At 33.7% G+C, this 12,951-nt stretch carries 14 protein-coding genes and 1 pseudogene; 6 read left to right on the top strand and 9 right to left on the bottom strand.

All coding sequences use genetic code 11. The features are described 5' to 3' along the window. Positions 1 to 51 precede the first annotated feature (51 nt). The 7 genes from FF52_RS04585 to FF52_RS04555 form a co-directional block, all read right to left on the bottom strand. Positions 52 to 1,485, bottom strand: coding sequence for a glycosyltransferase family 2 protein (locus tag FF52_RS04585; RefSeq protein ID WP_035690809.1), 1,434 nt, complete (start codon positions 1,483 to 1,485; stop codon positions 52 to 54). A 12-nt stretch (positions 1,486 to 1,497) separates the two neighbouring features. After that, positions 1,498 to 2,319 (bottom strand): hypothetical protein, encoded by an 822-nt coding sequence (locus tag FF52_RS04580; protein WP_008463372.1) that lies wholly within the window; start codon positions 2,317 to 2,319, stop codon positions 1,498 to 1,500. Between the two features lies 1 nt (position 2,320). After that, entirely contained in the window at positions 2,321 to 3,538 is a 1,218-nt protein-coding gene (locus FF52_RS04575) for a YaiO family outer membrane beta-barrel protein (protein ID WP_237718522.1), read from the bottom strand. Continuing rightward, entirely contained in the window at positions 3,535 to 3,900 is a 366-nt protein-coding gene (locus FF52_RS04570) for a response regulator transcription factor (RefSeq protein WP_008463369.1), read from the bottom strand. The genes FF52_RS04575 and FF52_RS04570 overlap by 4 nt, the downstream gene beginning before the upstream one ends. 76 nt (positions 3,901 to 3,976) lie before the next feature. After that, positions 3,977 to 5,962: a GAF domain-containing hybrid sensor histidine kinase/response regulator gene (locus tag FF52_RS04565; RefSeq protein ID WP_008463367.1), complete on the bottom strand. Its 1,986-nt coding sequence runs from the start codon at positions 5,960 to 5,962 to the stop codon at positions 3,977 to 3,979. A gap of 157 nt (positions 5,963 to 6,119) precedes the next feature. After that, positions 6,120 to 6,758, bottom strand: coding sequence for an NAD(P)H-binding protein (locus FF52_RS04560; RefSeq protein ID WP_008463366.1), 639 nt, complete (start codon positions 6,756 to 6,758; stop codon positions 6,120 to 6,122). A gap of 166 nt (positions 6,759 to 6,924) precedes the next feature. After that, positions 6,925 to 7,836, bottom strand: a complete 912-nt coding sequence (locus FF52_RS04555) for a YybH family protein (protein WP_008463365.1) — start codon at positions 7,834 to 7,836, stop codon at positions 6,925 to 6,927. Between the two features lie 251 nt (positions 7,837 to 8,087). On the opposite strand from FF52_RS04555, the gene FF52_RS04550 reads away from it, so the two are divergent. From FF52_RS04550 to FF52_RS04540, 3 genes are all read left to right on the top strand, one after another. Then, on the top strand, positions 8,088 to 8,681 hold the full coding sequence (locus FF52_RS04550; protein ID WP_008463364.1) for a hypothetical protein: 594 nt from the start codon (positions 8,088 to 8,090) through the stop codon (positions 8,679 to 8,681). A gap of 126 nt (positions 8,682 to 8,807) precedes the next feature. Then, positions 8,808 to 9,293, top strand: a complete 486-nt coding sequence (locus tag FF52_RS04545) for a GNAT family N-acetyltransferase (RefSeq protein WP_008463363.1) — start codon at positions 8,808 to 8,810, stop codon at positions 9,291 to 9,293. 2 nt (positions 9,294 to 9,295) lie between these two features. Continuing rightward, a complete protein-coding gene (locus FF52_RS04540; protein ID WP_008463362.1) occupies positions 9,296 to 9,775 on the top strand; it encodes a MarR family winged helix-turn-helix transcriptional regulator in 480 nt (159 codons plus the stop codon). On the opposite strand, the gene FF52_RS04535 is transcribed toward FF52_RS04540, so the two are convergent. Next, positions 9,772 to 10,128: a winged helix-turn-helix transcriptional regulator gene (locus tag FF52_RS04535; RefSeq protein ID WP_035690806.1), complete on the bottom strand. Its 357-nt coding sequence runs from the start codon at positions 10,126 to 10,128 to the stop codon at positions 9,772 to 9,774. The genes FF52_RS04540 and FF52_RS04535 overlap by 4 nt on opposite strands. Positions 10,129 to 10,235: 107 nt before the next feature. Here FF52_RS04535 and FF52_RS04530 point away from each other — a divergent pair, with 107 nt between their 5' ends. The 3 genes and pseudogenes from FF52_RS04530 to FF52_RS04520 all read left to right on the top strand — a co-directional run. Further along, positions 10,236 to 10,868, top strand: a complete 633-nt coding sequence (locus FF52_RS04530; RefSeq protein WP_008463360.1) for a nitroreductase family protein — start codon at positions 10,236 to 10,238, stop codon at positions 10,866 to 10,868. A gap of 268 nt (positions 10,869 to 11,136) precedes the next feature. Continuing rightward, positions 11,137 to 11,514 (top strand): hypothetical protein, encoded by a 378-nt coding sequence (locus FF52_RS04525; protein ID WP_008463358.1) that lies wholly within the window; start codon positions 11,137 to 11,139, stop codon positions 11,512 to 11,514. A 127-nt stretch (positions 11,515 to 11,641) separates the two neighbouring features. Next, a pseudogene (locus FF52_RS04520) lies at positions 11,642 to 12,094 on the top strand (transposase); the annotation flags it as partial. A 209-nt stretch (positions 12,095 to 12,303) separates the two neighbouring features. Here the strand turns inward: FF52_RS04520 and FF52_RS23730 are convergent. After that, entirely contained in the window at positions 12,304 to 12,810 is a 507-nt protein-coding gene (locus FF52_RS23730; RefSeq protein WP_008463355.1) for a hypothetical protein, read from the bottom strand. Positions 12,811 to 12,951 lie beyond the last annotated feature (141 nt).

Below are 12,951 nucleotides of genomic sequence, written 5' to 3'. Positions count from 1 at the left end.
GTTTGTTTCTTTTGTTTCTCCAAAAAAACTAAACCGTATAAGTTTAGCTTTTTATTCTTTCTTGGTAAATCCTTTTCTTGTCATTTCACCCCAGCCTTTTGTTCCCATAATTTTTTCTTTATACCCGACCAAAGCCGCATAAACAGTAAGCGGATGAAAGTAAAACGGTTCGACAAATGCAGCCATTAAAAGCTTGAAAAAATCGGCTTGTTTGGGGTATTTATGATAGGTTTTTTCTTCACTGTATAAAGCGATCACAGAAAACAAAACTGCAAACGAATACACAAAAAACAATAGTAAGAAGAAAAAATGCCAATTCAACAGACCGAATATTATAAATACAGCAGTGATTATTAAACCAATAAATTCTATCCCAGGCGCTAGAAATTCGAACAAAGTCCAATACGGCACGCTTAACATTCCTAGTAATTTATATTTTGGATTAAGAAACATTCTGCGATGAATGCTTAATGTTTCTATTGTACCTCTCATCCAGCGAGAGCGCTGTTTTTTGAATATTTTGAAATCCTCAGGTGCTTCTGTCCAACAAAGAGGATCTGGAATGTAACTTACAGAATAAGGCAGTTTATTATCCAGCATATAACGGCGCATTCTTACTATAAGTTCCATATCTTCTCCGACTGTTTTGGTGCTGTAACCACCAGAAAGTATGGCTATTTCTTTGTCAAAAGCGCCAAAAGCACCGCTAATCAGCAATAATCCGTCTAGTTTTCCCCAAGCCATTCTTCCTAAAAGGAAAGCTCTTAGATACTCTAAAACCTGAATTCTCGAAAGCATTACATCTGGTACATTTACTTCGACCAAGCGTCCATTTTTTATCACACACTGATTAGCGATTCGCACCACCCCACCAGTAGCAATAATACGTTTTCCGTACGACTCTAAAAATGGCTTTGCGAGTTTTAAAAGCGAATCTTTATCTAAAATGCAATCGACATCAATACAAACCACATAGGGATTTTGAGCAATATTAAGTCCGACATTTAATGCATCTGCTTTTCCTCCATTCTCTTTATCAACAACAATCAGTTTTTTGAAAGCTGCATTTCTAGAAGTATAAATTCCTCTAATCTTTTTGGTTTCAATTTGTGGATGGAAGTCTAAATCGGTTAAAACCAAATCGTAGGTTTTGGTTAAGATTTCCATCGAATTGTCTTTGCTTCCATCGTTTACCACGATGACCTGATAATTATTATAATTCAGAGAAAGTAGAGATTTTACATTTTCTTCGATGGTTAGACCTTCATTGTAAGCGGGCGCAATAAGCGAAAGTTTTGGTGCAAACTCGCTGGTTAAGAGCACATCATAATCAACAAAACTGTTTCGTTTGAGATATTTTCTAAGCTCTTTTGTAGAAATATAAGCCAGCATTAAATAAGAAGACATAATTAGTATGGCGTAACCAAGAATCAGGAGTATGTATACATCCAAAAACCGCGTTATTTCAGTATTAAAAAAAGTCATTTTCTTATAAGATTATGCTGTTAAGGTCTGTAAAAGACTCTGTGCTTTGTATTTAATTACCGTGTTTGAAGTATTGTCTGCTAACTGAACTACATAAGGAAGTTTCTGTGTTAGTTTAAGTTCTTTTATAAGTTTTAATCCAAGCGCAATTACAGTGGTGTTTTGCGATTCTAACAAATGTTCAATCCCTTCCCTATCACCAACATCATGTTTTTTGAAAGCGCCAATAATATTCAGCTGCATCCAATCGTCTATGGGATCTAAATGGTCTACCAAATATTTTATACTCTCAGTACCTTCAAGTTTTATAGCGGCATTTAATGCCACAATCTTTAGTGTTTTTTTTCTCGCTTTAGAGTAAGCAATAATCTGATCGAATGCTTCTTTAATATTAAATTCTGCCAATTCAGTAATTCCTTTGCATTTTACTTCCCATTTCAAGCTTTTAAGCTTTCGGAAGGAAGATTTTATTAATCCCGAATCTTTATAAAACTCTTCCAATTTCTGAGCATAAATTCCTTCGTAGTTTTTATGCAGATTGATAAGGGATTCCATTAAAACTTCTCTAAAAAAAGGCGTGTCAAAAAGCACAAGAAAATTTTTGTCTTTTTTTACTTCAGCAAAAGAAATATTCTCAAAAATGACAGCCGATAATACTTTATCTATCACAACACTGTATTCTTTGCTAAGACGTTCTTTTTTGATTTTACCATTTCTGCTGGCTACTATAATAAGATACAGAATAAGTGAACCCGCTAAGAACAGATAAATGGAGAAAGTAAGAAAAGGCACTTCCCACTGGCCGTTTTTATATAGTTCCCAGAATTCTGTCATCTTAAAAACGTTTTGTTACAATTAACTGTACATTAAACTTATTTCTGTATTCGCTAGGAATATATTCCTCATATTCATAAAGGAAAATCGGGCGCACAAAAAACGAATCCCCAAAACGATGCTGATATTGAAGTCCGACACGATAAGCTTTTAATGGCTGTGTAAAACTATTGTAGAGATACAGATATGGAACATTTCCGTATTGCAATTCCAATCTGATAAGGCGTTCTTTTTCTTCATTTACGCGCTGAACGCTTAAAACATGAGAAAAAAGTTCGTTTGAAATATCATAATAAGGTCTATAAGCAAAATTATAAACTCCTGCATTGTATGCCACTTGTCCTGTCAGCAAGGTAATATCGTCTGTATCAAAATGCATAAATCTTGCTCCAAGCGAAAAATCAAACTTTTTCTGTGGAGCAAAATAATATTCCAAACCACCTTTTGCTACAGGAAATATGGTTTTTCCTGTTGATACTCCAGCATTTGCATACAAATAACTTTTGTTTGAAAAGGTCTGATAAAAATCGGTTTCAAAAAGCATTTGAGTTTCGTTGCTGATGTTTCCAATATTTGCCCTTCCTACAATCGCTGATTTACTGAATTTATGCGAGTACTCTGCGTATCCATAATGAAACGGAGACTGTCCAGGATTTGATGTCGAAATATTTAGATAAGAAAACGAAACTGCATTTTTGGCTTTGCGCCCAATAAGCGTACGGATTCCTCTGAAAGCTTGAGTGCTATTATCAATATAAGAGGCTTTGTCTATTACATCTAATGCTTCCTGATCGCGGTTTAATTTCTCAAGACATGTGGCCTTAATTTTCAAAACCTCAACGGATTTGGGATCGATGGCAAGATATTTATCACAATACAAAATGCATTTTTCATAATCTTCTGTCCAGAAATAAACGTTTATAAGCGCTTGCAGTGCCTCAGGATTGGGATTGTTTCTGTCTGCCATGGGAGACAAAACTTTTACTGCCGTTTTATAATCCTTTTTCCAGCTGTAAATTCGTCCCGCAAAAGTCTGCACATCCTCGTTTTCAGGATATTTTGCGCGAAGGGGTTCTATCAGCGACAATGCTTTATCATAATTTTCTTTTTCGGCTTCACGCCTTGCATTTGCCAGAATCACATCAACATTGATTTCTTGGCCAATTGCAATTGTAGAAATAAAAAGCAGGAAAATAGAATAATATACCAACTTCATCATATTCGAGTCTTTAGCAGTTTATTAATCCTCACTAAAAGCACAGCCGGACTTACAGGCTTAGCAATAAATTCGTTTGCTCCAATGTCAAAAGAATCAAGCTCTGTCTGCTCAACACCCGAAGAAGTTAATATAATGACAGGAATATCAGATTTAAGGTTCTCTCTAACATGCTGGGTAATTTCCATTCCGCTTATTCCTGGCATATTTATGTCGGTCAATATCAAATCATAGTTTTCTTTTTCGATCGCCTCTAGCGCCTCTTTACCATCAGAAAACTGGTCAACATTAAATCCTTTAGACTCTAAGAAAAAAGACAACGATTTGCGTAGGATATCATTATCTTCGGCTACAATAATTCTCATTTTTTAATTTTTTCTCTTTGGGACAAACTAAATCATATTCATTATTACTATAAAACTACAGTATATTTCCGTTATATCATAACTCTTTTAAAATTTTAACGACTTCCTCAATTCCACAACTGAAAATATTCATTTTATCTAAAACGTCTGCCGTAAATTTACCATATGAGGCTTCTTCCTCAATAATTGACAGGCAATTGCTCAAATCCTGCAGCATAAAAATATCCATGCTTGATTTCATATTATGCGCCAGTTTCCTTACGTTGTCGTAATCAGTTTCCTTAAATGCTTCTTCTAACTGTGCCACTTGATTCGGAATTTTTTCAATAAAAAGATTAATCATATCTTTTTTAAATTCTGGATCGTTTCCAGACATTTCATCTAGAAAAGACATATCAATAATTCTCTTATGATGCGCATCAGCGTCTGGTGACATTACCGTTTTTATTGCTTTTAAAAGAACGGACTGCTTAAACGGTTTTGGCACATAAGCATTCATTCCTACTTTGTAGCATCGCTCCTGCTCTCCTACCAGAGAATGTGCTGTCATGGCAATAATCGGAATGGCGGAATTCATTTCATTTCTAATATATTCTGTGGTTTGGTAGCCATCTTTAACGGGCATTTGTAAATCCATTAAAACCAGATTATATTCATTTTGAGACAAAAGTTCGATGCCTTCTTCACCGTTTTGTGCAATATCCAAATCAAAACCAAAATTATTAATTACGCTTTTTGCAAGCTTTTGGTTTAAAACATTGTCTTCACAGAGCAATATTTTAAGATTTCCCAAATCATTATTAGAAACAGTTTTGACTTCTGCTTCCCTAGCGTTTGATTTTTTATATGACAGGGTAAAGAAAAATTCCGAACCACGGTTTAAGGTACTTTTTACATGAACTTCTCCTTTCTGAAGTTCGACTAGCTGTTTTACTATATTCAATCCGAGTCCAGTGCCTCCAAATGTTCGCGTTGTGCTTTCCTCACCTTGCGTAAACCTTTCAAAAATAGTTTCGAGCTTATCTTTTGCGATTCCAATCCCAGTATCTTTAATAGAAAATTTAAACGAATAGCTGTCTTCGGTCTCCTCAATTTTCTTTACCGAAACGGTCACTTCTCCTTCATTTGTAAACTTCAGCGCATTTCCAATGAGATTTACCAATATCTGATTGAGCCTTCCTTGATCTCCAATCACCATGTCTGGCAATTCAGCATCAAGAAAAAGATTAAACTCAACTTCCTTCTGCACTTTTACTTTCAGCAAACTATAAACGTGTCTGAGGGTTTTCTTCAAATTAAATGGCTCGGCTTCGATTGGTAAATTTCCAGATTCCATTTTCGAAAGATCCAGAATATCATTTACTATCAAAAGTAAATTTTCGCCAGCAATTTGGACATTTCCTATATAATCACGCTGTGTATCATCAAGTTTTGTTTGTGCCAGCAGATCTGTAAAACCAATAATTGCATTAAGAGGCGTCCTAATTTCATGACTCATATTGGCCAAAAAACTATCTCTTGCCAAAACCGCTCGTTCTGCGATTTTTCGTTGCGTATACAATTGATTGTTTTTTGTGCTTAATTCCAATGAAGTAATAACATGTTTGGCCACAATAGAAAGTGCATTACGCTGATTTTCATTCAATACTTTGGCCTCATGATCAATAGCACATAATGTTCCAATATTATACCCGTCTGGCGTTGTAAGCGGTACCCCTGCATAAAATCGTATATTAAAACTTCCAGTAACATTAGGATCATCTTTAAAACGATCATTAAGTAAAGTATCGTTTATTTCTGTCATTTTAGAGTCTAAGATGGTATACTGGCAAAAACTGATTTCACGCGGCACTTCAGAAACGCCTATTCCAATCTCCGATTTAAACCATTGCCTGTTTTCATCAATAAAAGAAATATGCGCAATTGGCACGCCGCAAATATAGGCTACAAGTTTTGTTGCATCGTCAAAAGCATCATCTGGAAGCGTATCAAGTATATTATAGCGTTTTAGAGCTGCTAAACGCTGTAGTTCGTTTTCTGGAATGGGGTAATTATTATTCATTTCTTTGGCGCAGTAAAAAGTATAAAGATAAAGCAAAATAGTCTAAAACCCTTGTCCAGCATAGAGTTTATTATAAAATTATATCCACAAAGACTTAAGTATTACGGTTTGGATTACTTATTTATTCTTTTTTCAATTTTCTATTATCAAATTTATGTTACAATTTAAGAATACTGTTTAATTCCAATATTGTCATTCCTTCAGGAAGCGCTTTGGGTGCTTTTACTAGTTTTTCGGCTAAAAATGAGGTTGCAATTGGTTTCAGATTTTTAAAAAGCCCTATCGCATTAAAGAATTTTATTATTTTAACTGAAATCTTTTCGCCCAAACGATCTGTATTCTCACGAATTAGAGGTCCAGGTCTAAAAATAATATATTGAGAAAAATGAAGCTCTTGGAGGTATTCTTCTAGTTTTCCTTTCATCATAGAATAATATACACTGCTTTTGGCTGAGGCTCCGTACGAAGAAACTAATACCAAAGATTTTACCTTATTTTGTTTTGCAACAGCTGCAAATTCGGCCGGAATATCATAATCGATTTTCCATTGTTTTTCTTTTGAACCTGCATCTTTCAGGGTGGTTCCCAAACAAGAAAAAAGAACGTCTCCATAAATTACGTTCTGAAATGAAGCTACATTTGAAAAATCAACAATATGTTCAGTGAGTTTTGGATGTGATTTTTCTATTGGACGTCTTACAAAAACGGAAACTGCTTCGTAATCATTATTTTCCAATAGCAGGTTAACTAGCTCTTTTCCTGTAGCGCCCGTAGCTCCAATTACTAATGCTTTCATGATTTTAGAAATTTTGTATCGTAAATATAAGGATCTTTTTAAAAAACTTCTACCGATATTCCTCTGAAGCATTCGGAAAATTCCCTTTCAAATGTTTTTTAAAACCTAAAAAATAGACTAGCACAACGTATAGTTTCTCTAACTTCAAATTAGAATTTTTAATTTTTTAATCATGATTTACCATCTGGCGAAAAAGCAATAATTCTCCATTACTGTTTTTTTTCCAAACATTTATACTTTTTCCTTTTACATTTCCGTTTTTTTCGTCGTCACGCCAATCAACGTTATAAAAGCCAAATTCTACAATGGCTTTTTGGGCATAAATGATATTTGAAGTTTGAATAGAAATCTGTTCAATACGCAATTTACCAGGCTTTTCGTGTTCTGTAAAATAGGCTGTAATCTCTTTTTCGCCAGAAAGAATCGGAGTATAATAAGTCAAATACATGGCATCTGGCATAAACATTTTGGCATGCTCTGCTCCTTGCCTATTCTGAACTAATTCTTTAATTCTATTATTTCTTTCTTTTACTTCTAAAGTTAACTTGTCAGTCGGAATATATTCTTTCGTCGGCGGCACTGCGATATCGTCTATATTCGGAATATTTTTATCATCAAAATAGCTTGCCGAACCCCAAATTTCTGCGGCAATTGTTGGAGGCAGGCTCCTATTGGAAGACTTTTTCCATAAAACTGAATATTTTCCAGAATACGAAAACGGATTCTGGCCGTTTACATTTAAGTTTTCAGCGAAAGTTCCAATCTCTAAAACGTAATTGCCGAGGTCCTGCAACTCTAAAATAGTTCTTTGGTAAGCACTGACTTTTGCCTGTGCCAGCCATTGTTTGTAGAAATCTCGAATAGTTTCTTTACCCACTCGCTGCCTGCTGTGTTCTGGCATAAATAGGGTTTGATCGGTATAAGATTTTACCAAATCTTCTTGTTTTCCATTTATAAAAGCGGTGGCAAAAGAAGCATTATACTCTTCAATCTGCTTCTTTATAGCAGAATCTGCTTTGTTTTCTTGAGCAAAAACACCAATTGTCAAAAAAAGAAAGGCTAAACTTAACTTGATCATAGCATATTTGTTTTGGTTAGACAAATATACAATATTGATATTCAGTATTTTAAAAACAACAAAAAGGATTCAAAAACCACTTTGCAATAAGTCCATTTTTTATTAGAAAGCCTAAAACGGAAAAGTTAATTTTTAGAAAAATAACCATTTATAAGACAATAATTGGTTTTATAAAATGTTTATATATAAAAGATTATGATGCATCTAATTTTTTTAAATCAATACCACACAAGATTAAATAGTATAAAAACATGAAAAAAATATTTTTGATAATTGCCTTTGCTTCTTTTTCAATGCACAGTTTTGCTCAGGAATTGGATAATAAATTCAAATCAATTCCAGCAAAAAAATCTCCTGTAAAAGAAGTTATTCCTCCAGCAGAAGCTGCTCCCAAAGAAAACCCACCAGCGCCTATCGAGAAGCCAGCTCCATTGCAGGTTAATCCAGACGAATTATTTAAAAACACTAATCTTTATAAGCCGGAAGCCAATGTTGAGGGAATATTTTATAGAAGAAATCAGTTTTTAGGCAATTTCAACACTACTGCCGTTACTTCTACTATAATGTACCGAGATGCAGCTTTTGTAGACGGAGATAAAGTAAAAGTATATTTGAACGATAAAGTTATTGAACCTGAAGTCTTTTTGAACGGCGATTTTAAAAGTGTCAAAATAAATTTGGAAAAAGGAATCAATAAAATTGATATTGAAGCCTTAAACGAAGGTTTTGCTTCTCCAAATACAGCCGAATTTAAGGTTTATGACGATAAAGGCCAAGTTATTTCATCAAGCGAATGGAATGTTGGTACGGGTTATAAGGCTGTTATTGTTTTAGTTAAAGAATAAAAAAGAATAAAAAAAATTGTAATAAATCATAAAAAACACTTAAAACTGCTAGGTTCAGCAGTTTTTTGCTTGGATATATGTAGTTAACTACGTAGTTTTGTACTCATATTTTAATTTTAAAATGCCATGCAGATTAAACCTATACAGAATGAGTACGAAAATGAAATCGTAGATCTCATATTAAACATTCAGCAAAAAGAATTCGATGTACCGATAACTTTAGCAGATCAGCCAGATTTATTAGATATCCAAAACTTTTATTTCAAATCGGGCGGTACATTTTTAGGCGCTTTTATTGACGGAAATTTGGTTGGCACAATTGCTTTGGTAAAATTTAATCCAGAAGCTGCAGCCATCAGAAAAATGTTTGTCAAGAAAGAATTCAGAGGAAAGGAATTTCAAATTGCCCAGCAATTATTGGAGCAATTAATTGAATATAGCAAAGAAAACGGAATTAAAAACTTATATTTAGGAACGGTTTCTTTATTGCAAGCTGCTTTGCGCTTTTATGAAAAGAACAGCTTTGCAACAATACCAAAAGAAGCGCTTCCTGCTGATTTTCCGTTAATGAAACCTGACAATGTTTTTTGCCATTTAATATTAAATCCATAACAATGAATATAATTGACGAAATAGGCATTTTGGCCATATCAACACGTTTGCAGCGTCTGAGCGAGCAATTGCGCAAAGACGGCGCACAGATTTACAGTTATTTTAATATTGATTTTGAACCAAAATGGTTTCCTGTAATTTACACGCTACATGTAAAAGAAATGCTGAGTGTAGTTGAAATTGCTAGCGAAATTGGCTACAGCCACCCTTCGACGATCAGTTTATTAAAAGAATTGGAAAAAGAGAAAATCATTAGCTCTAAAAAAGACAAACAAGACGAACGCAAGAGATTGATCATTTTAACAGCAAAAGGAAAAGAACTGGTTTCTAAAATGCAGCCCGTTTGGAGCATTATGACAAAAGCATTAAACGAAATTACCAACACTCAAAACAATCTTTTACGAGCAATTGAAGAAGCAGAACAGAATTTAACTCGTCAGGGATTTTTTCAAAAAGCCATTGAAATAAAAAGCAAAGACTAATCTTTGCCTGTAATTTTCTTTCTATGGTTATGCCCCCATTTTGCAAGAGAATCAATAACCTCTTTTAAGGTATGTCCGTATTCTGTTAACTCATACTCAACCGTAACAGGCTGTGTATTGAGAACAGTTCTCGTTACCAGCTGATTTTCTTCAAGGTTTTTCAATTCCCTGCTCAGCATTTTCCCAGAAATGCCTTCCACTTCTCGCAATAAGTCGGTAAATCTCAATGTATTGAAGCATAGTGATGCTATAATAGAAATTTTCCATCTTCCGTTTAAAATATACATGGCGTCATGGACTGCCATAATATGCTGATTGCACGATTTTTTATCGTGTATGGGTTCTTTTATCATATTATATTAGTAGGTTACCTCTATGTTACAGTTACTTTTGGTAATCTTATGACAAAAATACACTTAAAGTTTTTACATTTGAATACAATTTTAATCAATTAAAAAAAATGGCCTTAATAGATGCACTAAAGTGGCGTTATGCTACAAAAAAAATGAACGGACAAGCTGTTCCACAAGAAAAAGTAGATTATATTCTGGAAGCTGCAAAACTGGCACCTTCTTCTTCTGGTTTACAACCTTATAAAATCTTTGTCATTACAAACCAAGAGCTTAAAGAAAAACTAAGAGCGGTAAGTTTTGATCAAAGCCAAGTTACAGACGCTTCTCACGTTTTGGTTTGGGCTGCTTGGGATGGTTACAGTTTAGAGAAAATTTCTGCCGTATTTGACAAAACCATTGCTGAAAGAGGAATTCCTGCTGATGCAATGGATGAATACAAGCAAAGACTTTGGGGAATGTATGAGCCTCTAGGTCAGGAATGGCATGCTAACCATGCGGCAAAACAAGCTTATATTTCGTTTGGTATTGCAATCGCTGCCGCGGCTGAACAGCAAGTAGACGCAACTCCAATGGAAGGTTTTATTCCGTCTGAAGTAGACAAACTTTTAGGTTTAAACGAACTTGGTTTAAAAAGTGTTTTAGTTTTACCTCTTGGTTATAGAGATGATGCAAATGACTGGTTGGTAAACTTGAAAAAAGTAAGAACTGCTCAAGAAGAATTTATAACAGTAATTAAGTAAAAAATTAATTTTTGCTTAAAAGAAAATGCTTTTGAAAGGTACACCAGTACTTTTTTCAAAAGCATTTTTAGTTTAATTATTTCATTTTCAATCCAAAACAAAATCCAGTTTAAAAAACAAAAAACCAATTTTATCAGACTTATGTTATTTTTTAATTATTGTATAAAAAAAGGTACGCAATGCGGATAATTAAATAATATTGTATCCCTAATTTTGCTTTTATCCAAAACTATTCAGTCTTATTTACAACAACTAAAATTCTAAAATTATGTCTGATTTTTTAACTCAATTTGGGGAAGACCTAAAAAAGAACGTCCCAGGGTTCATCGCAGTTTCTGTAGCTGAAATTGCAAGCGGCATGTCATACTATTCTCAATCTGTAGTAGCAGATTTTGATCCTGAATTAGCATCGGCTTATAATCTAGAAGTGGTAAAAGCAAAAATGAATGCTATTAAAGCTTTAGGATTAAAAGACCAGGTAATTGACAACATCATGATAACGCTAAGTTCTCAGATTCACATCATTGATGTATCTGACAATCAGGAATACTTTATTTATCTGGCTGTAGATTCTACAAAAGCTAATTTAGGTATGACAAAATCTATCCTTAATAAATACAAAAAAGAAATAGTAGCTAAATTATAACACAATTTTACCTTTGTAAAGAGGAATATTCGTTCTCGAATATTCCTCTTTATTTTTTATACAAATTGTTATTCGTTTCTTTTTAAAATATTTTATATTTCGAAATGTAAATAATGGATTTGTATAGATGGAGCTACGCACCTATTTTGAAAAATATTCTGATGAAGCAACCTGTATTGAAGAACTTAAAAACAAACGTTTAGAAAACGGACTTTTATGCAGGAAATGCGGACATAATACGCATTCTTTCCGTCAGAATGATTTAAAATTTCAGTGTCGCAAATGTGGCAGCCGCACTAGCCTGCGCTCAGGCACTGTAATGGAAAACTCCAACCTTCCGATTCGATACTGGATGATCTGCATTGAATTGATGACGCTTTCGCACAGAAGATTATCCATTCTCAAAATTCAATATTTACTAGGACATAAACGTTACGAACCTATCTGGATGATGGTGCAGAAAATTCGTCTAGTTATGAAAATCAGGGACGAAAAATACAGATTAAAAGCCTATTCTGAATTTGATCCAGAATTTCTTCAAAAAATAGACAAACTCGCAATAAAGAAAAAAGCAGAAAGCAGTAAGTTGTGAATTATGTTATGAGTATCAATTTTTTATTTTTAACGCAAGACATTAATAAAAAGCCACAGATTATAGGATTAAAATGATTTCTTAAAATCTGTATCAATCCTATAATCTGTGGCTTTATAAATATTGCGGAAGCTTCGATTTCTCTCAGCTTGACAATTAGAATTATCAATTGTTAATTGTTAATTGTTAATTCACCATTATTTCTTCTTATTCTTTTTAGCTTTCGATCTTTTCGCTTTGTTTTTAGCTATCTTTTTTGCCTTTGCTTTTTCTTTAGCTTTTTTAGCCTTGGCTTTCTTTTTAGCTTTCGCTTTTAGTTTTGCTTTTTTAGCCTTCTCTTTCTTTTTGTCTTTTTTCTTAGCTGTAGCTTTTTTCTTTTTCAGTTTTTCTTTTTTCTCTTTTTCTTTCACTTTTTTATTTTTTTTAGATTTTGGCTGGTCTTCTTTTTCTTCTGATGTCTCCGCTAATTGAGATGTAGTTTCCTCTCCTTCTGCTGCCTGTTTTGGTTCTTGCACTGCCTCATTTGTGCTTTCTTCTTTTTCTGCAGTTTTTCTCGGAGCTCTTTTTGGTTTAGGTTTTTCTAGAGTTTCAACCGCTTGAGATGCTGGAACCAGAGCATCTTTTTGCTCGTTTTCATCATTAGAGATAACTTGACTAGCTTCTACCTCTTGATCGATTTCATTAGTAAGCACTTCTTTTGCCATTATTCTGTTAATTTTAAGAAATTGATTAAATTTATTTTGTATTAAACTAATTTTTAATGTTATTAAATCATTAAATTAACATCAAAAAATAATAAACAAAGATAGATTGAAAAACCTATTCGCCAATGTTAAGTTTTTCAT

Source organism: Flavobacterium sp. F52 (assembly GCF_000278705.1).
GTDB classification, from domain to species: domain Bacteria; phylum Bacteroidota; class Bacteroidia; order Flavobacteriales; family Flavobacteriaceae; genus Flavobacterium; species Flavobacterium anhuiense.
This window is presented reverse-complemented; position numbering and strand designations above follow the sequence as displayed.